A 26988-nucleotide genomic window follows, 5' to 3' on the forward strand; every position below is an offset into this window, starting at 1 on the left:
TCGATGCAATCGATTGTCGGCAGCAAAGCTGCCGCGTGATCTGTTATGGAAGTCAGCTTCAGTGTCGATCGCCAAAAACAAGCGGCTAACGCTTCTCGATTAGCGCCAAGACGAACAGGACTAACACGATCACAACCAGTACGGCAACCTTGCCGGGGATCAACATCGTGGAGTCAAGGGCTAGCGACATACCCTGGTGATATCATACTATTGTCTGGACGTCACGCTTTATCGCCCGAAGAAAATCTTGAGCGCGAATCGCACACCAACTCGAATGGCGATCGAACCAATCGCTGACGGAACCTGATTACTGATGGCACCAATTTTTTCCAGCGTGGCCTTGGCACCGTAGAGTATCGCCCTTTGCGCAAAATTCGGCCCAATGCTGGCGGGATCGTTGGCGGCACGTTCGAGTGCAAAATCGAGCGAGAATAGAAGTGTTCCTCCAAAACCTGCGGCGATCCCTCCAACGATGTTACCCGACGGACCATCAAACGCCGCACTCGTACCTACGCCGAACGCTAGCGACGCGTACTGAGCGGCGGCGACTGTACCGAACGGATCTCGAAACTGATTCGGATTGTTCAACGCATACATGAACAAGTTCGCGCCGTCCACGAATCTGCGGCTATCTTCACTAATGAATGTGCCCGTGGATCGATCGAGAAATCGACTCCGGTAGTGAATTAGATTGGCAAACGAGTCAGTCGGTTGTCCTGTGAAGCCAATTCTACCGTACAAGTTGCCAGTAGTTATTCCACCGAACGATTGATACGAAACGGAACTCTGCAATTCACCATTTAGGTCCACGTAGCCAACAACGCTGCCGAGGTGGTCCCCGTTGGCAAAAAATGTCACGTCACCGCCCGTCGACAGAGCTAGTAGCGAATCCACTTGATCGCCGTGAACGAAACGGGTGGGCGCTGCGATCTGGCTATCGAAGTCGACCCAAACGTGCGTTCGCTCATATACGCTCACCGTGGCGCCTTCGACTGTCGTTACAACGATCCGCCGACCAAGGGTATCGTAGATGTATTCTCCGACCTCAACTTCATCGTCTCCGATCTCGTGTCCGGTAATTCGGACTAGACGCTTGCGATGGTCATATTCGTACCGAGTGACATGGTTCGTATCAATTACGGTGCGAGTAATTCGATTTCCTTCACCGTCATACTCGAAGACAGAGTTGCCGTCGGTCACGAGCCTGTTCCCAACTCCCGTTTCGTAACCGTCAAGAGTTCGGTTCCCGTTGGCGTCGTACGTGAAGAATTCATCATTGTCGTCTGAGCGAGTGGCCGACGTGAGTTGTCCAGTTAGATCGAAGGTGTACGTAGATGAAACTCCCGCACGCGAATCAAATCCCATTCGTCCAAGTTCGTCGTAGCCAAATTCGTATTCGGACAGTACGCTACCACTTGTCCTGTTAAAGCGAATGAGCTCCGACCTGCCGACCAAGTCGTATTCTCTTGTGACTGTTCCGACGATTGCGGTCGCGGCGTAGCGAAGAGTTCGCGTGACTCTTTCGGCAGCGTCGTGGCTAAATTCAAACGAAAGCGATTCGACGTCCGCCTCTAAGTCGGCCGTCGAATCAAACCAAGCCCTGTGCTCAAGCAGGTTTCGTGAGTTGTACCGCGACACAACGCTCACTCCATCACTATCAACGACCGAAGTTACATTACCGTTCTCATCGTACCCGTAAGTCAGCAGTACTCGCGGGACGCTTGGCGTGCCAGCATTATCGGCGGTTCGCTGACGATTGAGTTCATCGTAGGTGAAAGTCAGTGAGCTGTCTGGATCGTTCGCTGTCAGCATGTTGCCAACCGGATCGAATGTGAAGGCCAACGTGCGGACCAAGTCGCCTTCTTTGCTGTACCAACGCTCTTCCGTCAGGTTCTGCATGAAGTCGTAGACGTATTCGATCACGCGACCATTGCGGTCGATCTTCTTGTCGAGGTTTCCGACAGTATCGAAGACTGAGACGATGACGTGTTCGGCGCCCCGGTTTTCCTCGGCGTTCGCTCCACTTGGTTCGTCGTAGAGCGGGTCTGTGACTTCTGACGGATCAAGCGGAGCAACAAGGTTCAGGAAATCATCATCCGTCATGTTGCTAAAGAACTCGTCGCTTTGGCGGACATCGTCCCAATACAGCGGATCACGCTCTTCGACTGGTTGATGAAGCCCATCGTAAAGCCAGGTGGTGAGGTTGCCGACCGGGTCCCGCAGGGCGATGCGGTTTCCGTGGGCATCGTATCTGAAGTCGATAACTCCGCCTTCTGCGTCAATCTGCTGAATGAGTTGCTGTTTTGCATCGTAGACGTAGTCGGTGATGCTGCTTTGTCGCTCACCGATTGGCGTTTCAGGACTCTCAATCAGTGTTCCGTCATTCGCAATGGAGCTGGGATGTACGACGATTTCCCAGTCGAGCACATCACCGTCGTAGAATAGTCTGCGAGTCGTTGATTCGACAGCATTGCCTTCTTCGCCGAGAACCTCTTCGACCAGTCGGCCGAGCTCGTCATAGCGGAGTTTTCGCTGTTGAGAGACTCGCCCGTCAGGTTCAATGAACTGTTCTAAGGTCACCTGACCGTACTGATTGTACTCTCGTCGTTCTGTCACTCCGTCTTCGTAGGTGACCAAGCCTGGCTGCCCTGACAGATACTCGTCAAATCGCGTTACGTGACCTTTGAAATCTGTGAAGGTCGCGACGTTGCCGTCGTCGTGGTACGTGAAAAACGCAGAGTCATCAGCGGCGTTGACGATTTCTCTGAGGTTGCCGTTTGCGAAGTAGCGGAAGGTTGTCGTGTGGTTTCTCGCGTCGGTAATGGTTCGAACGCGATTGCCTTCGTCGTACGTGTAGATGGTTACGATGGGCTGATCAAATGGATCATCCAGTGGCCCAAGTTCGATGTTTCTTAGCAGGTTGCCGCGACCGTCGTACACGAGATCTGTGACGTGGCCGTCTTTGTCAATGATCTTCGTTTCCAGATCCGGGTTGCGTGAGTCTTCGTAACGATATTCACGAACAGAGCCCAGCGGGTCCGTTTCCGTCAGTACGTTCCCGCGATCATTGAACGTCAGGTTGGTTTCGTTGCCGTTGCCGTCACGAATAACCCCGGTTCGTCGTTCGAGGTCAAAATCGCGGTTATCCACTCGATTTCCGAACGCGTCGAGAACCCCCTTGAAGACGAGAATGCCTGTTTTCGGATCGGGTTCGTATTGTGCCTTGAGCGTTCGTACATCAAGCGAATCGAATGCTTCATCCAGAAAGTGCGGCGTATCGCTACGGTAGGTGTATCTGGTGGTTAAGTCGGCCTGGTTGGTGACGGAGACAAGGTCGCCGGCAAGATCAAAACCGTACTCGATCGTCTGACCTGCCGGATCGATGACTTGTTCGATGCGTCCTCTATTATCACGAATGAACTGGATCGACTCGCCGGACGAATGTGCAATACCATCTTCCGAAAACGTGACCACGTTGCCGTTCAGGTCGGTGATCGTCTGCAATCCTTCCGTGTCGCTATAGCGATACTCCAACCCCTCCTTGGTCGTCAGCGTGTAAAATTCGGGGTTGATTCCCTGTGACAATGCACCAACGAGTCCGCCACGTGCCACTTGAGTCTCGTCAATCGCCAGTGTGTCGTACACACCGGGGTCGGGATCGAAGTACGGCCGCCATATGGCCCCGAAGAAACTCGCCGAGATTAATTCTTCTCTGTAAGTGAAGCCGACCCGGTTTCCATCGGGATTCGTCAGGTAGACCTTCGTCACATCGGGATGGAACTTATCCTGGCCATAATTCAGGGCACCGCCTTCACCAATGGCTGTGGCTTCAAGAATCCGGGCATCCTGTACGCCCAGTTGCCAGCCAAACCCAAAGTCACCTTCGAAATCTGCATTCGCGGTGTCGTAGACCCGCGTCACCTCAATCGGAATCCCCGCCAGCGGAATACTCAGGTCGGTGAAATCCAGGCGGAAGTTTCCGAGCTGGACGTTGCCTTCCACGTAGACCTGCGTCGTGTGCACATAGCCGAGCCCGTTGACGTCAAATCCAGCAACTGCGATTGTGTAAGCGTCGTTCGGGACAACTGAAGGATCGAAGACGGCAAGCTCGCCATCGATGACTTCAGTTGTTCGCTCTTCGAATATCGTCCAGTCAGGATCGCTGAGATCGATATCTGTTAGAGAGACGAGATCTTCTTGACCATAGTAGGCTCGGTAGTACCAGAGATTATCCTCTGGGTCGTCCACGGTGCCGATGATCGGGACCAAGCCCGAGACGGGCGTGCCCGGTGTTGGGCTGGAGATATTGACGATTGGCTCCCCGTTATCATCCGGGGCAAACCCCGGATTCGGAGGGAGCGTTGGATCCGTTGGAATTGGTTGGTTGGGAACGGCAGGATCGACGATGAAGACAGTGCCGGTCGATTGGCTTCGTAGACCGGCTGAATCCACAGCTTCAGCCGTCAATTCCGCACGACCCAGATTTTCGGCCATGAACGACGCTCTGCCCGTTGCGTCCAAAGCCACTGGTTCGTCGTCAACGAATAGCGTCATGCTTGCAATTGCGACATTGTCCGACGCTGCGACCCGAATATGGTAGATCGCCCCCTGGTTAACTCGGGCTTCCCCAAGGTACGTGCCATTATCGGTGATAATTTCGATCGCCACAGATGGTGCGATGTCGTCTGCCAGTAACTGGATTTCCCATGCCTGGGTTGCAGTTTGGCCGTGATCATCCGATACGCTTACGAAGACGCTTTCGGTTACTGCGTCGGACGTAGTTGATTGCCAGATGATACGACCGTACTGATCGATGGTCATGCCCTCTGGAGCATCATCCAGGCTGTATGTCAGCGGGTCACCATCCGGGTCTGTTGCTCGTACTGAATATCGATAGAAACCGCCACGGGTGAGCTGGAGCTTTGGTTCAGATGTAATCGTGGGTGACTCGTTGATCGCAACATCCAACGTGAAGGCTTGCGTCGCGGTCGCTCCTTCATCGTCCGTCGCAATGACGGCAATAGTTGGCTGGCCAAGGTCCGGAGCGGCAGGCGTCCACGTGACCACGCCGGTTGGGCTGATCTGCATTCCGGCAGGTGCATTTTCGCCCAGAGAATACGTGAGGGCATTGCCTTCAGGGTCGATCGCGATAACTTGATACTGGTAGAGCGTACCTACATCCGCTCCGAAACCGGGCGTCGAGGTGATAACCGGTGCCCGGTTCGACTTCGTTCCTCTTGTCGGGTCGTTCGGATCGACAAAGTCGTCGCCATCCGCTACCACGACAGAGTACGCTTGTGTCGCTGTATTCCTGCCATCAGAAACTTCGATAAGAATGTCATGGGTGCCAACGGTATCCGGACTCCACTGAATCACTCCAGTCGATTCATCAATCAACATCCCATTTGGAAACTCTGTCAGCTGCCAAGCGAGGTCGTCGCCCTCCAAATCGATGGCACGTATTGGATACACATACTGCAATCCAGTCGTCGCTGCCGTTGGTGGTATGGAAATAATGGCCGGAGCAAGATTGTGGCAGCCAACTTCAACTTCAAATCGCTGTACAGCTCGTGCCTGAAACGCATCGATCACGCTAACCGTGACGAAGTGAGTCCCGAATTGTTGACCGTCGGGCTGCCAGCGAATCATGCCGGATACTGCATCTATCGCCATTCCTCTTGGGGCAGCCTCCAGCCTCCAAAGCAGCGGGTCGAACTGGGCATCGAATGCACTTGCATCATAAGCGTAGATCTCGCCCTCAACCGTACTCAGTCGAGGATTCGATGTAATTGCCGGTGCTGAATTGAAGGTTGAGGAAACTACTTCAACCGAGAATTCCTGTGACCGTTGTAAGCCGGGGCCGTCGATTACACTCACGCTGACTGGATAAGGACCCGGGTCGTCGTCAATCGGGACCCAGCTGATTAGCCCGTGGTCATCGATCAACATGCCTTGGGGGGATTCTGTCAGCTCGTAGCTCAGTTCATCTCCGTTACTATCAATTGCCGCCACCTGATACCGCCACTCGAGGCCAAATCTCGCGATTTCACCTGGGTTGGATACGATTTCGGGGTGAATGTTCGGCCGCGATTCCGCGACGGATAGGTGGAAGGTTTGCTGGGACTCGCCACCTTCGGCATCGAAAGCCATAAGCTCGATTGTCGGGTCCGTGCCAGATGCTGATTGAGGTATCGTCCATTCAAGTGAATATTGCGTGCTGATAAATTCTCCACCTAATCCGAGAACGTTCGTCGATGAGATCGACATTCCATCGGGGCCGCTTAGCAGCTGAAACTCAACCGGCTGATTTTCCGGGTCGAGGGCCGCGAGTGGGTAGACGTACTGTTGCCCCGCGAAGACATCGGTAACGGGTTCCGACGTGATAAGGGGTGCCCCGTTCGGTAGCGAAACTGTGACATTGAAAGCCTGAGTATCTCGGCCACCAGTCTCGTCAGACACTGAAAGAACAAAGCTGGTCGTGCCAACCTGATCTATTGACGGCAGCCACACGACAGTCCCTAACTCTGGGTGTACTGTCATTCCTTCCGGTGCGGACTCCAGGGAGAAAGTGAGACTGACACTGTCTGCATCGGACGCAGTCGCCTCGTAACGATATAAGTGACCAGTGGTTGCTATAACCGGCGCTGTTGAAGTGAATTGCGGACTATTCCCAATGGATGCCACTGTCAGCAGGCCAAAGTTCACGCTGGATAATCGGTTTCCTCCATCGATGGTAACCGTATGAGATGAGACTGAGTTTGGCGAAACCTGCCAGCCAGTCATTCGCTGAGCACGGACGTCGAATTCACCGTTGCTAAGCTCATCGAATGAGTAATTTCCATCGACGTCCGTAGTTGTGAATCGTTCCCCGCGATCGAAGAAACCGTTCCTGTTCTCATCGAGATACACGATTGCGTCCGCCAAACGAGGCTCCTGATCAAGTTGGCCGTTGCCATTTGTGTCGTTGAATACCGTCCCCTGAATTTCTCCATTACCAACGGCGTCTTCTTCAACCCAAAAAGTCTGCTGGTCAACTCCGCCTCGTCCATCGGAGACTTGAACGACCACTTGCTCCCGCACTGTCCCAGCGGGGGCAATCCAACCCAGGAGTCCTGTCGAAGAATCTACCGACATCCCGGCTGGCCCGGAAATCAACTCAAATGTCAGTGGGTCGTTGTCTGGATCAACAGCTTGCAGCTGATATTGATTTTTTCGGCCCACGACGACAGGAATAGAGCCAAGCAGTTGGTTCGAGTTTGCGTTCACGAATGCCAGGTCAAAATGCCCTGTAAACTCTTTGTCAAACTCGACATCGAAAGATGCTGTTTCGCCAGGGCCAATATCCGCGATGATGCCACTTCTATTTACGAAATTTATCCCGTCCAGACTGGCGACCAAATCGATCGCCAATTTGCGTACAAGCTGATCAGGAACTAAGTCTACGAAAACGTCAGTAAAGACCTGTTCCGAAGTCCCCCCGATTAGATTCAAGTCCCATACGACACCACCAACTCCCCAAGCCAATTCAACATAGTCTTCAAAGATGTCCGAGGTGCTGGCACCGAACGTAAAAGCGGACCCTGTGTAGGTGCCTCCTGTCGAAACGCGGGCAGTCACCTGATTATCAGAAACATGAGCTGTCCCGTCGTCTTCGACGGCAGCAGCGCGAATACCATCTGCGTCCTCAAATGCAGCATTGGCAAGAAGTCCTAGGAACACGTCTTCATCATCAAGGCGGTTGCTAATGCTTGCAAAGGAAATGCTCTCGTCGACCGTCGCTCGATCTTCGTCAGTCACGAGTATGATGGCGCGAGTGGCGCTAGGTCGAAACGCGAATGTGTCTAACGTATGATTTATCGCCAGATATCCGTCTTCGCTCCCCCCGAGGTCGGTGCGCAGGAAACCTATCGCTTGGGAAAGCTCGGTAGCAGACATCCATTCATCGTCCCCAACCTGATAAGTTCTCGCAGCACCCGTAAATCCAACCAGACCATAGCGATTATTTCGCAGGCCCGTTTTCTCCAATGATTCGGCGAGTTCTGTTATCGTTTCACCCAACCATTGCTGTTCCGGGGCCATTGACCCCGATTCATCAACAACGAAAACGATGTCAAGAGGTCCGAACCCATCGCCTGCTCCGTTTTCGGGCAAAGTAAGTGATACATTTCCAGCGAAGTCGCTTGTTCCTTCGACGAGTGTGATTCTCTCAGGCGACGTATCCCCCAAAGACGGGTTACTACTACCGACCCCCGCAGCAAATCGAGTAATCGGAGTCGAAACAATCCTTGGAGCGTGATTCGATTGGATCGGATGCACGCACAAGACAAACGTCTGCACAGCGACTCCCCCATTACCGTCGCTGACACTGACAGTAATCTGGTGGTTGCCAATATCTTCGCTAGTTGGTCGCCACCTGATTCGTCCGGTTATTGGATCAATCGTCGTGCTTGGTGGTGAATCCGACAGTGAAAACGTTAGCGCATCTCCATCGGCATCAACCGCCTTCACATCATACAGGTATCCGTTGGCTACCGAGGACTGCGAGAAGTCCGAAAACACAGTGTTTCCTTGGCGGTAATTGTAGAAGCCGAACCTACCCTCGGCGTACCCATTGGTGTCCTCGAATTCAATGGTCTCAAGCACGGACTCGCCTTCCGTGATGACGATCGAGTACTTCCCAGAGTCAATCGTTATCGAGAACCCATAATCGGTTTCCACTCTCCATGGAATCGAGTTGTGGAACAATGTATTGACACGATCACCATTCCCCGCAGTGGGCCATAAATCTGCTTCATCAAGCGGTGAATCCGCATCAATCCGTTTGATACTCATCCCGGGTTCAGCGATTCCAACGTCTGACGACGAATTACGTCGCTTCCAGTCAAAAAGGTAATAATGCTCAGGATCTTGATAACCGAACACGAAACCCTTGAAGTTGCCCACGTCACGGAAGCTATTGCCATTCGTTCGAAAACTGCCTTCAATTTTGTGACCATCAAATTGAGCATCGCTCAACAACATAGTTGGATCAGAATTCCTCAACTGACGAACAGTCGTCCCGTTGTCTTCAATTGACCAAACATCAACGCTGCCTCCGAAATCGTATTGGTATTCGTCCCAGAGATTGAGATCCAGAGGCTGAGATTGAGCGACCTGCGGTTCAACGACATTCGTCCTTGTTAGTGGTGTGGTCTCGATCACCGGCGGCCGATTGGCAGGTGGCTCAGACACGGCCACGGTAAAAGTTTGGGTCGCGACTCCGCCCAGGCCATCGTCAACTTCGACCGACACGTCGTGGCGACCAAAGCTGGTGGGGGATGGTGTCCACGAGATTTCGCCGCTTGCTGGATCAATAAGCATCCCAACCGGTGACGCTGTGAGCGAGTAATTTAGAAGGTCGCCATCGGTGTCGGTTGCGTCGACGTTGTAAAGGTATTCCCTGCCAGAGTGGGCTTCGATCTCAGGAACCGTTGAGATAAGCGGAGCTGCATTCAACTTGCCAAAGAACACCAAATCGTAGTCGAATTGAGTGCGTCGTGGGTTGTGAAATGAGATCGTGGGCGACGTGCTCAACTCACCCGGACCAAGCCGTCCGTCGGTCACGTTGTCAGTAAAATCCCAATAAGGAGTTCCGTCTGGAAGAACGCCATCTGCATTCATGACCCCGACTGCGGGATCACTGAGACGCTGGACTCCGACAAGCAGCGGCACATTGGCCTCAAACGCTCCGTCGTTACGCGTCGCGAGTTCAACATGCAGAGTGTCAGAATCTTCACTGAATGAAGTCCGACCATAAAGGCCGGAAAAACTCCCCGTGATGTCGCTGAATCTACTAAAGTCAGGTTCACTGTCGACGATAGTTCCCACCAGCATTAGGTCTACAGCCGCGATGCCTCCGGTCGAATCATGAGCTTCGACACGGATTCGGTTATCGCCGATTGAAATTGGGGCTCGACTGAAGAATCTACCGACTTCGTCTAGCACTTCGACAGGATTCCCATTTACAAACACCGTTTCAATTGTACCGAGGGTGTTTCCATCCGTGGATGACAATACAGCTGAGCCCGTGATCAGAACTTCGTCTCCTGCGATGAACCGGCTACCGCCGACTGCTGCTGCCAGGACTACTTTCGAGCCTGTTGTTGAGCCACCTCCCGCGTTTACTGTAGTCTGAGCTGACAGGATTTGGCGATCACCCATGCCGGGCAACTCACCGCCTGCACTCTGGGCAGTAACTCTTGTCCGAGTTGCTGCTGTAAAAGTACCACCGGTTGAATTCTGTTCAGAATTCAACGGCTCTCCGATCCCCTCAACGTTAATAACTGTCACAGTGGTCAGGGCATCTGAATCATTGTTCGCCAACCGAAAAATGAGCGTTGCTATTTCGCCAGCAAGCACATCGGAAACATCGACGGTCACCGTTGTTCCGGTCACCGAAACATCGGCTCCAATGACCACTCCTGCATCTTCAGTCACATTTAAAAATGCATCCCGCCCGCTGGTGAAGGGGCTCACTAAGGAGTTACCATCTGAATCAACCAACGCGACTTCGAACGCATCGTTGACGAACGCGGTATCCGTCGTGTCGAAATTCAGATTCTCATAGGTAAAGCTAAGTGTGTTGAAGTCCGCAGGAACCACAAACTCGCGTTCCAGGGTGACGACGAACGAATCACCTTCTGTGATGACCGCTGCACAGTCTTCGTTGGACTCAACGCCGCCAGTCGTATCTGTTCCGCCTCCACTCTCCGTTACTGTCCAGCCCGTTAACTCATCGTTGAATGAACAATCACCGGTCACAGTAATATTGAACGTTTCGAAGTCGTCATGGGTAGGCGATCCATTGTCGGTTACTCGCACTGTGACGGGTTGAATCGTCCCTGCCAATCCCGAAGCAGGGACCCAAGAGAACTCGCCCGTCACTGCATCAATTTCGGCTCCATCCGGGGCACCGCTATCGAGACTGAATGTCAACGAATTGTCGGGGCTGTCGCCGTCCGTCGCGCTAGCTGTGAAAGCTAAACGTTGTGACACCTCAATCGACCTGTCGCCTATGGATGCCAGCAACGGCGGGGAGTTTTCTTCGCCTACGTTCACGGAGATTGTTTCCGAATCGGCCCCGCCGATGCCGTCTTCAACGGCGATCGTGATCGAGTAGCTTCCTGGCCCCTGAGCTTCTGTGGGAGTCCACGAGAACACACCGGTTGTCGGATCAATCATCGCTCCAGCCGGGGTGTCAGTACCAAGGCTATAGACCAAAGTGTTTTCGGGGATATCACTTTCCATAGCTGAGACCGTAAAGGTTAGCTCCTCGTTTTCCAGAACAGCTTGATCACCGATCGACCCAAGAATCGGAGCACTGTTCACTTCTTCGACGGTGACTGACATGGTTTCCGAATCTGTCCCCCCGGCTCCGTCCTCGACGATAATCGTGATGACGTAATCCCCCGGTCCTTGCTCTTCCGTGGGAACCCATGAAAAGAGACCGCTCGCGGAGTCAATCGTCGCCCCGGCTGGAGAGTTGTCAGCCAGACGATAGCTCAGCGAATTGGCTGGAACATCAACGTCGGAGGCGATTGCGCGGAAGGATAGTTCTTCCCCCTCGATGACTGATTCGTCACTAATTCCCGCGAGGACCGGCGCCTCATTCGACTCACCAACAATGACAGTGAAGGTTTCCGAATCGGAGTCTGCGGCTCCGTCGTTGGCAATAACCCCGATTTCGTAGTTGCCGGGCCCTTGACTCTCGCTTGGAGTCCACGAGAACTCCCCGCTCACAGGGTCGATCGACGCCCCGACTGGTGGGTTATTTGTCAGACGGTAGTTCAGCGTATTGGCTGGAATATCAATGTCGGAGGCAGTCGCCACGAAGGATAGTTCTTCTCCCTCGATGACTGATTTGTCACTAATCCCCGCGAGCACGGGTGCGACATTCGACTCGCCAACAATAACAGTGAAGGTTTCTGAATCGGAATCAATAGTTCCGTCGTTAGCAATAATCCCGACTTCGTAATTGCCGGAACCCTGAATCTCGCTTGGCGTCCACAGGAACTCCCCGGTCACAGGGTCAATCGATGCCCCGTCTGGAGCGTTGTCTGTTAGGCGGTAGTTCAGCGTGTTGGTCGGAACATCAATGTCGGAGGCAATTGCGAGGAACGATAGTTCTTCTCCCTTGATGACTGATTTGTCGCTAATCCCCGCGAGCACTGGCGCCTCATTCGACTCACCAACAATGACAGTGAAGGTTTCTAAATCAGAGTCAGCGGTTCCGTCGTTCGCAATAACCCCGATTTCGTAGTTGCCGGGTCCCTGAATCTCGTTTGGCGTCCACAAGAACGCCCCGCTCAGAGGGTCAATCGATGCCCCGTCTGGAGAGTTGTCGGCCAGACGGTAGCTCAAAGTGTTGGCTGGAATATCAATGTCGGAAGCAGACACCACGAAGAATAGTTCCTCTCCCTCGTTGACGGCTTTGTCACTAATCCCCGCGAGCACTGGCGCCACATTTTCCTCGGCAACTGACACCTTGAATGACTCGTTGTCGATGCCGTCTGGCCCCGTCGCACGAATAGTGAACTCGAATTCAGCTGGCCCCTGTTCTTCGGTCGGTGTCCACACAATGAGACCGCTGGCGGAGTCGATGGTAGCCCCCGTTGGCACGCCGCCAACAAATTCGAATGATGTCGCTTCACCGGAAGTCGCTCCCAACACTGGCGTAATCGATAGTTCCTGCCCTTCCTGAATCTGTCGATCTTCAATCGGGGACAAATCAAGTGCCGTGGGACTGTTGGTTTCAAACTGACGTGCAAACACCCCCCGCCTATCGCCCGGGCCACGTCCACTCCACATTGAGACAAACCCAAGAGTTGTTGCAGCGACAGCAGAGCGAGCCTGCCAACCGCGTCTTTCGTCGCTGAGACGCGCCGTTTCTGAGATCGCGTTTCCACTCAGGTCAAACTGACGAACGAAAACTCCATACCGATCGCCAGCTCCCCGGCCTGTCCATGTCGCGACGAAGCTGTCATCGCTGAGAAACGCGACATCAGGTCGATGCTGGATGCCTTTTGTAAGCTCGTTGAGCCTGAATACGCTACCAGAAGAACCACCGTCAGCATCTAGCAGCCTTCCATAGGTTCCCCACGAGCTTCCATCCTGCCGCCAACTCTGCCAGCCGATTAGAACTGTGCCATCGGTTCTCACGTCAATTGTAGGACGTGTCTGCCTTCGCTTTGTATGCGAGTTGATCAGAGACGGTTCGGCTACCGCAATTCCATCGGCGTCGAACCGACTCGCGTATATGCCTGCGGGATCGTCGGCTCCACTTCCGGCCCAAGTCGTCCAGAACCCTCCATCTGGTGATGCGGCAATTGCGGGATCACCTTGAATCCCGTTTGTTGAAGCGTTGAGTAGTTGTTCACCGCCTGTTGGGTGGCCGTCCGCTTCAAAGACTCTGACAAATGAGCCCCATCGATCACCACTTCCGCGGCCATTCCAAACAACTGCAAAATTGCCATCCGTCAGGATTGCAACATCCGGATTTGACTGGTTTCCACGTGTGGTTTCGTTGACTTGTATCTCGCCAGTAACAGCCTGCCCGGCCGCTGAGTAGCGACGAACGTAAATCCCCGCACTTGATCCATCCTGATGATTGCTTTGCCACGCAATGGCAAAACTTCCATCATCGGCGACATCTAAGGTCGGCGCTAGCTGGCTGTACTTCGTGGTTTGTGCAACCTGAAACTCGGCTCCAACGGGGCCGGAGTTTTCGTCAAATCGTTGACCGTAGATTCCCCAGCCTGAGCGGTCCTGCTTGTAGCTTTGCCAAACGGAAACGAAGCCGCCATTGATGAAGCCACCGATGGCTTGATTAGCGTTATGGTGAGAGCCTTGCCAACTTGAATCATGGTCGTTCACTCGAACAACGTCGTTCGATTTCAACTCAGTTTCACCAGCCAGCAAGACCCTTTCTTCAAGCACTTCGAAAGCTGCAACTGGTAGTGCTCTGTGACGCGCGCTGCGACGAGATTTCTTCATATTTAGGCCCGTTCTGATCGACCTCGATTGAGGAAGGGTGTTTGACTAGGTCGCCCAGAGTACCAATCAGTTCGGTCAGCCGTAAAGCGACCTAGTCCATAATCAGATAGCTGAAGATGCATGGGTGTACACTACCGGCGAGCGATCCGTTCTTATTGTCCGAAGAGAAGCCTGCCCGCTCTGGGCACTGCAGCGTCACATAGGTGGCACTCGTTTTGTCCGTATCAACTAAATTTGAAACGCGAGGTTCACCATGGGCACAGTAATTCTTCTCTGGTTTGGAATCGTTCTTTGCTTTACCGGGGTGGGAGCTCCGATCGGAATCGTCCTGATCCTTGCTGCGCTCGGTGGCGGAGACTAGTTCGAGTTTTGACGGGACGGGCATCTTACACAGCATGCCTGCCTATTGCGTGTCGGCCGACACACGCTTGATGTTGCCTAGCTGTAGGCAACGGGAGTGTGCGGTCGGCTCAGCAATCAAAACGACGGAACCGGGACCCTCGATTCTCTTAGCTCAACCTGGGTACCCGCGTTTCTCGAACCACATTGCACTGAACCCAGCAAAAGCAGCGTCGGCGCTGTGCGGTGGGTCTGTGATCCACGCGCGCCATTCTTGTTCGAGATGGTAGATGTCCCATCCGGGTGCTGCAGCACGTGCAGCCTCGTAGCCGTCTTCGCTGATTTGCGAATTGAACGAAGCACCTGTTGGGACCGTAGGCGTGGTGCCCCGATTTGCGAAGATCACCATGTCATCCTCGGACAATGAAACGGCGTAGTCCGGTATGTGTGAATGCAGTTTGTCTTCCCTCACGATGTTTGTAACCAACCGTCGGAACTCACGCAGAGAAGAAACTGCCCCGCATTTCTTTTGCAGCAGAGGCAGAGAGACACGCCATTCAGACTGTCTTCCGCAGTGCTTGCGGGCGAGCTCGTACAGTCGGCGTTCAATAGGCTTCCTCAATCGAAAGTAGTCCCGATGTAGGGTCAGGACCTCGTTGTGCTCGAGAGCACTGAAGACCCAGTCGGACAGCTTGACCTCGACGTCCTGCATCCGGCCGTCGCGTTTTTCGCGGACGATCTCGAATCGTTCGATGAGTCCGAAGTTGTTAAACACTTCTTTGCCGCCTGTGGTGATGTTGGTGCTGATGCGAGTGCCGGCCAGTCGCTCCAACGCAGACTTGAGCCCTTCGTATCCTCGACCGTTCGTCATGCGGTTCGTTGACTTCAGGAGATCGTGAGCCTGAAAACGAATCACCTGACTGACCTGTTGCCCTTTGTTGAGGGCTGCCATCACCTGGCTGATGCAGTAGATCAGCACATCGCGATCATGAACGGTCGCCAGACCATCGGATGAGGGCTTCACTTCGACGAAGAGATCGCCGTGGTCGTATCGGCGGACGTGTCGATCGGGCTTTGTTGATAGCGAGAAGATGGGGTGTTGCATCGACGCCATGTCACCCTTGGGAGCGGCGTTGAACAGATCGCACACGAAGAAGTCAGGATCGGGGTAGCGATCCGGCAGCAGTGGAGACCTTGTCGTGACAGCTTGAGTCATGTGTCAGTCATTCGACATTTCACACACGTTGTCAAGCACTTTCGACACTTCACACACGCCCCGTTGTTTCGACATTTCACACACGGGCTTTCGACATTTCACACACGCTGTTTCGACATTTCACACACAGGGCTGTTCAGAATCCCGTTGACAATCAGCATGTTAGACCAGGCTATCCACAGCGTAACACTTATCTAACTTATCTTTAACACCCTCAGCAGCTTGGGTGACGGGCACATTTCGGAACCAGGTCTCGTCTGATTGCTCGGGCACCTCGGTTACACCGACCGTGTGCTTTCGGGCTCCGCTTCGCTGCGGTCGCTGTCGCGGACTTCCCCTGCCGCCCACTGGCGCCGTTAAACACTATGTAGCAGTGCCTGCGGCTGCTTTGTTGGATTGAGGGGGCTCTGCCCCCGTTGCCGTCAAGGCTCGGGGCCACGCGACAAAACGGCTGCCTCCCAAGCTTCCGCGCTCCGCTTGTGCAGCCCGGTGCCCTCCCTCTTTGTCGGCCTTGACTGCAACTCCCCCGGTTTTGAGGGCTTTCAAGCCCCATTGGCCCAAAACAGAGCCAACGGGGGCTCTTTTGATTTCCTTTCAGTCATCTTCCGGGAGTACACGACATGACCACTTCGAATACCACCACTACCAAACGAAATCGCAGCAAGCACAGCACCAAAGGCCGCAATTCGTCAAAGCCACGTGCTGACGTTTACGCGAGCGTGACCAACACGATTGTTGGGCAGTTGGAACAGGGCGTGCGTCCATGGATGCAACCGTGGAGTTCCGGCCATGCTGCCGGGCCGGTGTCCAGACCATTGCGTCACAACGGGGACCGCTACAACGGCATCAACATTCTGATGCTGTGGGGTGCCTCCTTGGAAAACGGTTTTGATTGTCCGCTGTGGGTGACATTCAAGCAGGCTCAGCAGCTTGGGGGCAACGTCAGGAAGGGCGAGAAGTCGACACGCGTCGTATTTGCATCGACGTTCAAGAAAACGGAAGAAGCTGACGGGGGCGAAAACGTCGAGAAGGACATTCCTTTTCTGAAGGCCTACTGCGTGTTCAATGCTTCACAGTGTGAGGGCCTGCCAGATCGTTTCTATGAAACCGATTTGCCGCTCAACCACGACCTGCAGCCGCACGAAGCGGCCTCTGAGTTTGTGGCATCGACGAAGGCCGTGATACAGGACGGGGGCCACCAAGCCTATTACCGGATCTCTGACGATGTGATCGGAATGCCGCAGATTGAAACCTTTCGCGATGCGGAAAGCCATGCGGCAACACTGGTACATGAGCTCACGCATTGGACGCGACACGAGAGCCGCTTAAACCGTGACCTTGGCCGAAAACGCTGGGGCGATGAAGGTTACGCCATGGAAGAACTGGTTGCCGAATTGGGGGCCGCTTTCTTGTGTGCTGATCTCGGCATCACGCCGGAGATTCGCGAAGACCATGCAGGCTACCTGCAAAGCTGGCTGAAAGTGCTGAAGAATGACAAACGGGCGATCTTCTCAGCCGCTTCGATGGCTTCCAAAGCCGTGGACTATCTCCACGGATTGCAACCGACGCCCGCAGCCTAGCGGTTGCGTGACAAATTTGAGCCGCCGACTGAGTCGGCGGCATCTTTTTCTCGATCTGCCCCTACTCACTCGCTGGATCAATATCATGGACCCAACAAGCTGCTACCAAATCATTTTGGAACTCATCGAAACGCACGACTACCCGGAGGCTCGAACCTATGCTGTCATTCTTCACAACTGGTTGACCAACCGTGGATTCTATCCGGATGGCTATGAATTGGAACGGGTCGATCACGTGCTTGCAGCGTTGCTGAAGCCGGCATGTGCTCCCAACGCCATCCGAACCAGGTTTCAATCCATCACCTGCTATGACTGTGACGCCGGACAAGATATCAGCAGCGTTAAACAAGCCATCGATGAAGGCTGGACCGAGATTGTCGGCGATGAAGATCTGACCGCAACCAGTCATCTGGGCACCTGCCCCATTTGTCGGATGCGGCAGGATCAGGAACTGCTGATGTGATCTTGTTTGGCAACTGTCTCGGACGTCCTCAGCTGTGAAGCCGGTTTTCTTCGCCGCTGAGGCGTCTTGTCAGTGATCAGGCTACTAACCCACCACGAGACATCGATTCGGGCGTCACGACGTCGATTCCGGCATTCCTTGACGATCTGTCTAACCGCTATTGCCAACTCGACGGGCAACGCGGCCACCAATGGAAATGCTGGAACCTTGGTGGCCGGTCCAAAGTAACCGCGTGGAGATAACGAGTCTGCATGTGGTTATTCTTGTTTCATGAATCCAGTGGTTTGGTTCGATGATGAAACGTTCGTTGAAAAATGTAGTTCCGTCCCAAACACCGCTCAGACGATTGATGGCACGCTGACATCCGGCATCCGTCAGTGGTCGCTCGCTGCGCTCACCAAGCTGCCAAGGCGGCTTTCCTGAAGGAAGCCTTCCGCCTTTCGCTTGCACTTACGGATTGAGCCGGATGTTGGTCACTTGCCATCGGCTGAGGCGGTTCTCAGCCGGAAACACAAATCAAAGGAACGACAACATGTCTGACACAAAACAACAACCGGTCTTCAAGAAACAACTTCGCCGCGGAATCGCTTCGGCTGTCTTCGAACGAACCAAAGACGACAGAACCTTCCGCAGCGTCAACCTACAGCGCAGCTACCGCAAGAATGAAGAATGGCATCGGATGAATATTTACCTCGAACACGAGGACATCCCGTTCATGATCGAGGCCCTGCAGGCAACTTGGCAGTTTCTGAATCAGGACCTTCCTACGGCAAGCTCAGCGTTCGTGGATTCTGATTCTGAGATGCCAGTTGAGGCACTCGCCTAGTGCAACAGGCAGCTGGTCGCGGCGATCCGTGGCCAGCTGCCAACCTCAATGAGAATCGTTATGAAACACCAGTTGACACCGCTCAATCCCCTTTTCGCTGATATCCCGACATCGGAACTCATCAACCGTTTGGAATCGCTCTGCGTCTTCAAATCAGCAGAACTGGAATCCGAACTGAACGCCAGACTGGAACGTCGTGGCGAACAATGGCGATTTGTGGGAGTCGCCAGGATCGAAATATTTCTCTCTGACTAACCAAGTCTCTCCGCTGAGCCAATCGACAACAGACAATCTGCCCATTGATGCTATGTCTCCGTTGAGACCATTGGCCCCGGATGTTAGTTGAGCCCGACCTCATCAATGTGGCGTGCGAAAATCGGTTTACATCATCCGCAAATTGGGCTACCGATTGCTGCATGACGGAGTGTAAGAACTCCCAGGAGACACGGCTAACTTTGAGCGCCGTGGATTGAAAGCCTCTCCCGCTTCGCCGGGAGGGTGGTGAAATATAATACCGCTCGCGGAAATACACCGCAGGCCGTCTTTTGGGCTTTCTTAACCTCCCGGCACCACTCCGGTGATCGGTCCTCCGTCTCTGTCAATCAGCGAGAGGACACCATGACCCAGCCACCTAACCGAAACGTGAATCTGAAGATTGGACGACGTCTAAAACTCGTCCGCGTACAACGCGATCTGTCAATTGAAGAGCTCGCTTCGCGAACCGGAATTCGATTCGACCAGCTGCATGCTTTTGAGTCCGATGAGGACATGATTACCGCAGTCGAGCTTAGTGAGGTAGCCGATGTTCTGAACATGCCGGTTGAATTCTTTATCCACGACGCACCACTTCTGGATTGTGCTGGCGAATGGCAAGTCCTTCACGCATTCCGGCAACTTGATCGTCCGAAGCAGCAGCGAGTCGTGCAGCTCTTATCCGATCTCTTGGGCGATGTTTCGGTGACTAATCGCCCTGAAATGTGACACATCCAGCTCTGCGAATTCAGGGCAAGTAGGCCATGACTCCGGAGCAGAAAACAGCAAATGTGAAGTAGCTGCAGACCAAATTCATAGTTGGGTCTGGATCAGCAAAGGAGTTTCCCCGGGAAAGTCAGTTGAGCAACTTTCCCGGGGAAACACACGAAGTTAGGGCAGGCGTTTCCTTGAAGGAGCTTCAAACGGATTTCATCAAATCCGTATCGTCGTATTCAAGGAACGCCGTAAATCTGTAGTGCCTGAAATGTCGTCCTGCGATCTTGCGGCTGTGCGACGGGCCGCAAATCAGCATCGTCGTAAATCGGCAGGGTTGGAATGGCCAACACCGCCACGATTCAATGACTCCACCAGCCACATCACCGCAATGCAGATCAATCGCAATTACGACAATGCGACGATCCGTAAATCAGTGTTTGACCGAAGCCGCAAATGGTGATACCTGCAACAACTGAGCGCCGCAAGATCGTAGTTCTGTGCGGCCGTGATTGGAGGTCTGACTATGCGAATCGCGTTCCTGAACCAAAAAGGTGGAGTCGGCAAGACGACTCTGGCGGTCAACGTTGCTGACGGCATCGCGAGGCGTGGCAAACGCACGCTGCTCATCGACGCTGATCCTCAAGGCTCAGCAATCGAATGGGCGTCAGCACGAGCGGCAAATCTTGAGGATGGAGAAAATGCTTCGTTTCCCGTCGTCGGCCTTCCCGCAAACTTTATCCACAAGGAGTTGCCGGCACTGGCCCGTGACTATGATTGTGTCATCATCGATGGGCCCCCCCGCGTCAACAAAGTTTCTGCGGCTGCCATTCAGGCAAGTGATCTCGTCATCATCCCGGTTCAGCCATCGCCGTACGACATCTGGGCCGCCGACGAGATCATTAGCCTGATCGAACAATCAAAAGCGATCCGCCCCGAGATCGAAGCTGTCTTTGTCGTCAATCGAAAGATCACCAAGACGGCTCTGGGCAACGCGATCGGCGACGCCTTAATTGATTACCCACTTCCGGTGCTTGAAACCGAGATCTGCCAGCGTGTCGCATTCGCCGAGACTGCATCGCGAGGACAATCGGTTCTCGAAGCGGTTCCGCGCCAGCGAGCGGCCAAAGAAATCACCAAATTAATCAGCGAAATCATGGAGTTGTTCGATGAGCAAGGATGTCTCATTCCGTGGCACACCGCCTAGCAAAGAGAACCCGCGAGCTACTGAAGCATTCAAAGCTCTTGGGCTGTCACCAAAGCCGGAGAAGACGAAACGGCTAACCGTGGATGTTCCAGTTTCGCTTCACTCCCGTGTGAAGCTGGAGTGCTGCCGCAACGACGTTGCAATAGCAGATGTCGTGCGGCGTCTGCTTGAGTCTGAATTCCCAGGTCAGACTTGAACGGCACGGCAGCCTGGCCTCCGATTGCAGAAAGTCGCAATTCCTGTGTGACGAGCCCTTATCTAAGAAAGCCAGAATCCCCTCGGTCGTGACCGACGCGCGCTGTCCAAAAGCAGTTCGCAGCGTCGGACGATGAAGCCGACGCAGTTTCGGTGGCGGCCTTCGTATAACCCGTTTCCACATGTTCCTCGACGCCGTAGGGATTGCAACACCAGACCATCGCGGTGGCACAACGCGGCCCATGGTGCGTAAAAATGCAAGGGCTCCCGCAACGGACTTTCGACGCTCAATAGCATGGCTTCCTACATCGTTCGTGATGATGTCGTCAAACTGCGTGAGGGTGAGACGGCCTTCGCCCAGGGCTTAAAACGCTCGAGTCACACAACTCTGTTCTCGTCAAGTGGCGACACCAACAATGACTCAAGTATCAAGTGTTGGCCTTCTACGTCTTCGGTTCGTCGCTCACATCGATCACAAAGTGATCGTTAAAGGGGCGAGGAATCGGTCGCTTGGCGGCCGGACGACCGGTTGTGATGGCTTCTCTCATGTCGTGGATGACTGGTTCTGCCTGAGCGAAATAACCGTGGCCCAGTTGAAAAATATCGAAGCCACCGACTTCGATGGTGTCGATTCCGTCGATCACTGTCACCGGCGGCACATAGCCGATTCGGTCCAGGCCACCTCGGAGTTCCTTCGACAGGAGGACAGCGGTGTCCTGAGGTGAAACCAGCAGCGTGCGGTTTTCGGATTCGTGAGGAAACGTGGTGGCTTTGTCCTTGAACGTGCGGACGTCTTCGTCCGGAGCACAGAAGAAGACCTGGCCGAGACTCAATTGCGGTCGAGCCTGAGCCACCAGGCGTTCCAAGGCACTCAGGAACCCTCGGTTGCCCATGCTGTGTACGAAAATGTGAATGCGTTCGGCACCTGAGTGTTCGGACAGTTCGTGCAGGAATTGTGCGATGTGTTTCACACTGGCCGTGATGGTGGCTTCATCGGCCGTGTACCCGCTGGCAGACGTTTTTCCCTGCGAAGGCCAACTGTAGAACGCCATTTCGCCAGGGACTTTCAGGTCGTAGCCAATCTGAGCGGCACCGATGGCCGCTTCTTCGAAGCTGACGTTGAATCCGTGGATGTAGACAAACACATTCCGCTCACCCGAGTTCCACCAGGTTTCCAGTCTGTTTGCAATGCCGGCCCGGAAGACGTCGTTTGGCAGAGCATGCAGGCCCTGCAGTTGCAGTGAATCGTCCGGTTGCAGCCGAATCCAGCGTCGCCACCATGCGGTTCCCGTGGAACCGGGTTTGTGGCTTTGTGGGATGAACACATTGCAGACGCCGTACGTGATTTGGTCCGACGACTGGTTGGAACTGAAACGCTGCAGGACATCGTCGGCTTCAACCGGTTTGCGGTCCGTGGCAAACCAGACTCGGACCAGCCGATTGTCGGGATCGACCCAGACTCGATCGTCCGTTGACTTCTGCACGGCTTCGAATCTGCTGCGATCCTGCGACAGCGGATACAGGAACCTAAACAGTTGCTCTGTCAGGTCGGTGAAGTCGTCCGCCGCCAGCAGATCACGGAGCAGCAGGAATTCGTCGGAATCGGCCAATTGTTCAGCGGAAGAAATCGTTTCGTCCGCGATTTCGGCCAGCAACGGTTGCAGGTCGATGAGGCACGGATCAGGGATAAGCAAGGCATCTGCGTTTTCCTGCAGAGCGAATTGCGTGTTGCCCTCGGCGTGAATTCCGGACGAACCGAACCATTGGCAGGCAACCGACGCGGCTTCGAGGTCCAATCGGATTTGCAGGTGAAACGGTTTCATGCGTGAGATCTTGTTGTCAGCCTTTGTAGGGCCGGTTCCCACCGGCCGTTGTTTTGGTGTTGGGTTATTGGCCGGTAGGAACCGGCCCTACGCTCCGTCCCGCAATGGGAATTTCGGCAGCAGACTTGTGAGCCGCAAGGCGCTAGCCGCGGGTTGTAGGGTCTCACCGGCGGCTAGCGCCTTGCCGCTCACGAATCGTGGGACAGAGCCTACTCTGACTCGCCGCCGTCATTTGTCTCGTTGTCTTTCGGAAGGAGGTCGCTGAGTGTGGTTGGATCGTCAATCGCGGCGAGGATGGTTTCGATGATCATTGAATCTTCGAAATCCAACGCTGCACACAGCGCGCCGGCGTTGCGTTCCCCGGCCAGGATTTCGTTGATTGCTCCGACGAGATTGCCCCAGCCGTGCTCTTCCATCTTGGCAATGGCGGCACGGAAATCGTCGCCCGTCTCCGGTTGTTCGATCGCCCGCAAGACGCCGACGATGACTGGAAGGTGGCGTTTCATCTCATGAGCGTTACCGGCGAAGTTGCGTTTGGCTTCGCGGGCCTGGCGGCGGTATTCGACGGCTTCGTCCGGCCGGTTCTGCTGATCGGCGATTTGGGCGAGGATTTCGTATATCTTCCAAATCGCTGCCGCACCGGGATCGAGAGTCTGCTTGATCGCCAGAGCTTCCTCAGCCAGTTCGCGGGCCTCGTCGAGACGTCCCGGCTGGCTTTGCAGGAGAACGGCCAAGTTGTTGAGCATTTTTGCAACGCTGGCCGTGTCGCCGGTTTTCCGCCCGCCGTCGATCGCCTTGCGATACCAGATTTCCGCGGCCTCGGGTTTTCCGGATGACTCGGCGACCACCGCTAACTGGTTCCATGTAGTTTCGACGCCGTTCTGGCCTCCAAACATTCCCTGAGCCTCTTTCAAGCGAGCCGACTCGCGGTAATGGTGCTCGGCCTGCTCCCACTGTTTCGATTCCTGAAACGCCATGCCAAGCTGATGCTGAGCGACAGCTTCCATCGCCGGTTCGCCCAGTCGCTGGAATAATTCGAGGGCCTCACGGTATCGCTTCACGGCGTCGGCGAGATCACCTTCCAGCATGGCCAGCATGCCGAGTTGTCCGAGCGTGACGGTTTGTTGTCGCAGATCATTCAGTTCTTTCGCGGGTTTGAGTCCCAGTTCATAATGTTCGCGCGCCTCGCCGTATTTACCTTGGTCCGCCAACACATCGGCGAGCTCCGTGTGGAGCACTCCGCGGTGCCGTTTCACCTGATCGGTCTCCTCCAGTTGCTCGGTGACTGCGATACCCTTCCGGTGGGTGGCTTCCGCCAGATCTGGACGTCCGCCATGTTTGTAACAGCCGCCGAGACGAGCGAGTGTCGTTGCACGGTTGTAGCTGGGGTTCTCTCCCAGTGACTCCAGGATGTCGGTAAAGATCTGTGCCGCATCACCGACCTGGCCAGAAGACAGTAGTTGTTCGCCACGATTCGATTGAGCCAGAAACCACGACTCCGAACCGCGTTCGCCGCCCGCCTGTTCGGCTCGCTGAGTCAGCAATGCTGCTTCGCGGGTCATGCCGAAGTTGTTGAGGAACCCGTTGACGCTGTCCACAAAATCGACCGCGTCGGCATCGCTGGCGTCCAGAGCACCATGAACCGCGTGCAGCAGGTTGGGCAATTCGCGGCGTACGATGGCTCGGGCCTGATGAGGATTCTTGCTGTCCTGTTTGTACAGATAGTTGGCCAGAGCATAATAGCGCTGGCGGTGGGCGACGGCCAGGGATTCCCGTTCCTCGGCCGACAGGCTGCCCCACAGCATGGGTGCCAGTGTGGGATGAAAACGCAGAAACGGCGGACCGACACCAAGAATCGATTCGGCTTCGATCAGGGCCGCGGCTTCCAGATTTTGCCGCAGACCTGGCCAGATGTTGTCCGCCGCCGATTCCGGCAACGCGGCCAATTGGTCGCGAAGCTGCTGAATGTGTTGCTGCCACTCCGGGTCGTTCGTCAACTGCTGCAACAACTCGGGCGGGACTTCGGCGTCGTCCGGCAGATCCTTGCCCATCATCTTCAGCAGCACGCTAGGATCACCGCCTTCCAGCGCTGACAACAGCGATTGAAGCTGTTCACGCTGGCGATTGCTTTCGCCCAGTTCCGTGATGGCCAGCAGGTCGTCTTCCATCGCTCCGCCCTGAAACACGCCGAGGCGACGTACGGCGTGGCGTTCTTCATCGCTGAGCCGTTCTAAAGACAACTGCAATGAGGCCACCAGGCTGTCCGGAGTTCCCTCCTCCGCCACCAGACTGGTGGAGTCTTCCGATAACAGTTGCTCCAGCCGTGTTTCGAGTTGACCGGCCGTGCGTGACTTCAACTGCTGGACCAGCACGCAGATCGACAGCGGATGAAACCGCACTCGATCAAACAACCGAATCAGGTCATCGCGTTTGGGTGGGGGCACCTGCCGCTGCTGTGTACTCGGCAGACGATCGAGTTCGGCAAACCAGTCCAGAGCATCATCGGGGGCATTGGCTGCGCCCAGTCCTTTCAGCACGATTCGTTGATGGTCATGCGTGCCCTGGACAGCAAAATCAGGATGTCCGGTTTCCGGTCGTCGACTGGTCAGCAGAACTCGCGACTGACCAGCCTGCGACCATGCCGATGCCGCCGTCAGCAGATCCTGCAGAGGTTCTTCAGCCAACGTTTCCAGATTGTCCAGGATCACCAGCGTGGGAGTGTCCTGCAACGTCTGCGTGACGGCGTCGGCATCGATCAGAGTTTCTTCGACCGTGGCCGAAATCGTGCTGACGGCCACTGACACCGGGTCCGCCGACTGAACGCTGGCAAAGTCGATAAACACGGCCTGGTGAAACATGCCCGTCCGCAATAACCAGCGTCCGGCTTCCAGGGCCAGTTCAGTCTTTCCCTGGCCTCCAAAACCCGTGATCGAAATTCGTCGTGCTTTGTCCGCAAACCAGCATTCGATGTCCCATAGCTCACGACGGCGACCAAAGAATCCTGTCTGGCCGCTCTTGCGAAGATTGTGACGAGCAACGGGTCGTTCGGTCGGTGGCCCGTCTGACTCCGTCAGCATGGCCGACGAAGGACCACTGCGAAACAACGTCGGCACAAACCAGTCGTTCAGGGTCAGCATTTCGCGTTTGTCGCCTCGCCGAACTTCAAACTTCTCCGGGTTATCCGCGAGGAAAACTCGCGCATCATCCAGTGACCGGCCAATGCTGCGTTCACGAGCCAGACTTTCGTAGAACTTGCCGAACAGAGTTTTGGTGGTGGTCACCAGCACGGAATGTGTCATCGCCAGGATGGCCGGCGTGCCGGTGGATGTCAGTCGTCCAGCGACACTCGCCATTGGGTCGCCCTCTTCGTCCAGCGATGCTGTCTGGCAGGCGGACAGGACGACCAAGGCGACGCGGGACTTGTGCAGCTTCTCGCCCAGGTCGTCTGCCGAGATCAACTGCTTTTTCCCATCGTCTTTTTCGAAGACCAGAAAGCCAATTCCGACCGGCTTGCCAGGCTGGCCGTCATCACGAGTCGCTCGTTCACGCAGGATCGCACTCTGCACGGACCTGCCGAACATCCCAGGTTGCTTCTCAACATCCTCTTCGGACACCTGTTTGAAAACACCGTGCCCGTCGAAGTGCAGAATGTCGATGACCGGCTTCGTGTCGTCATCCAGTCTGGCGATGAGCGTATTCAAAGTGGCAGGTCGAAGGAATTCAAAGGTGACTCGCCCCGGAGCGAATTCTTCCACGGCATCCAGGACCGCTTTAGGATCGGCTCGTGGATCAATAAACCCGGCGTCCGTGGGACGGCTGACGACGAACAGCAAATGCAACTGCTGTTTGGGTTCGACTTTGAACGGTGTCTCACCCTCCGTCGCTCCGCTGATTTTACGTCGGATGCTGATGTGGGGCTTTTTGGTGAACAGGAACTGCTTTGAATCATGAATCAATTCCCACGGAATCGACAGTATCGAAGCGTCTTCCGATTCGATCGTGATCACTCGATCGCCTGACTCACCCTGTTGGAACGCGTTGTATCGCTTGAGGGCTGGTGAGCCTTCCGGGAATTCGTTGGCGTTGACGTTGAAAACCGCCTTGAACAGTTCCCTACCGATTTCCGGCAGTCGAGCTTCGATTCGCCGAGCCTCGTTGTCATCCGGCTCGGCCAGAGAATGGGCTCCGTACGTTTCCACGTACCAGCGAATATCCTGGCGGTCCTTCTCCGTGACCGGATTCACAAATTCAAACCGGCCCGAACCCGTGCCGTCGTAAGAGACAGTCACCTGTTCAGGACTGGAGAAGTTGAAAACAAGATCACTGGTCGCCACGGGCAGTT

10 protein-coding genes are annotated in these 26988 nt (G+C 54.8%); 6 read left to right on the forward strand and 4 right to left on the reverse strand.

Translation table 11 applies throughout. The annotated features are described in order from the left end of the window. Nucleotides 1-228 precede the first annotated feature (228 nt). Both Fuma_RS15270 and Fuma_RS15280 read right to left on the reverse strand, forming a co-directional pair. Nucleotides 229-14031 carry a putative Ig domain-containing protein gene (locus Fuma_RS15270; RefSeq protein ID WP_077024882.1) on the reverse strand — a complete coding sequence of 4601 codons (13803 nt, stop codon included), beginning with the start codon at nt 14029-14031 and terminating at the stop codon, nt 229-231. A 514-nt stretch (nt 14032-14545) separates the two neighbouring features. After that, entirely contained in the window at nt 14546-15586 is a 1041-nt protein-coding gene (locus tag Fuma_RS15280) for a replication initiator protein A (RefSeq protein ID WP_077024884.1), read from the reverse strand. Between the two features lie 620 nt (nt 15587-16206). On the opposite strand from Fuma_RS15280, the gene Fuma_RS15285 reads away from it, so the two are divergent. From Fuma_RS15285 to parA, 6 genes are all read left to right on the forward strand, one after another. Then, a complete protein-coding gene (locus tag Fuma_RS15285; RefSeq protein WP_083732072.1) occupies nt 16207-17166 on the forward strand; it encodes an ArdC family protein in 960 nt (319 codons plus the stop codon). 85 nt (nt 17167-17251) lie between these two features. Beyond that, the gene (locus Fuma_RS15290; RefSeq protein WP_077024885.1) at nt 17252-17629 is read left to right on the forward strand and encodes a hypothetical protein; all 378 of its coding nucleotides are present in this window, start codon (nt 17252-17254) and stop codon (nt 17627-17629) included. Between the two features lie 532 nt (nt 17630-18161). Further along, entirely contained in the window at nt 18162-18455 is a 294-nt protein-coding gene (locus Fuma_RS15295; protein ID WP_077024886.1) for a hypothetical protein, read from the forward strand. 60 nt (nt 18456-18515) lie between these two features. After that, entirely contained in the window at nt 18516-18710 is a 195-nt protein-coding gene (locus tag Fuma_RS15300; RefSeq protein ID WP_077024887.1) for a hypothetical protein, read from the forward strand. 363 nt (nt 18711-19073) lie between these two features. After that, nucleotides 19074-19436 carry a helix-turn-helix domain-containing protein gene (locus Fuma_RS15305; RefSeq protein WP_083732073.1) on the forward strand — a complete coding sequence of 121 codons (363 nt, stop codon included), beginning with the start codon at nt 19074-19076 and terminating at the stop codon, nt 19434-19436. Between the two features lie 511 nt (nt 19437-19947). Next, entirely contained in the window at nt 19948-20628 is a 681-nt protein-coding gene (gene parA / locus Fuma_RS15315; protein ID WP_077024890.1) for a ParA family partition ATPase, read from the forward strand. 638 nt (nt 20629-21266) lie between these two features. On the opposite strand, the gene Fuma_RS15325 is transcribed toward parA, so the two are convergent. Further along, on the reverse strand, nt 21267-22646 hold the full coding sequence (locus Fuma_RS15325) for an alpha/beta hydrolase (RefSeq protein ID WP_145944197.1): 1380 nt from the start codon (nt 22644-22646) through the stop codon (nt 21267-21269). Between the two features lie 209 nt (nt 22647-22855). Then, on the reverse strand, nt 22856-26980 hold the full coding sequence (locus Fuma_RS15330) for a CHAT domain-containing tetratricopeptide repeat protein (protein WP_158521013.1): 4125 nt from the start codon (nt 26978-26980) through the stop codon (nt 22856-22858). Between the last annotated feature and the right edge of the window lie 8 nt (nt 26981-26988).

This window comes from Fuerstiella marisgermanici, from assembly GCF_001983935.1.
Classification (GTDB): Bacteria; Planctomycetota; Planctomycetia; order Planctomycetales; family Planctomycetaceae; genus Fuerstiella; species Fuerstiella marisgermanici.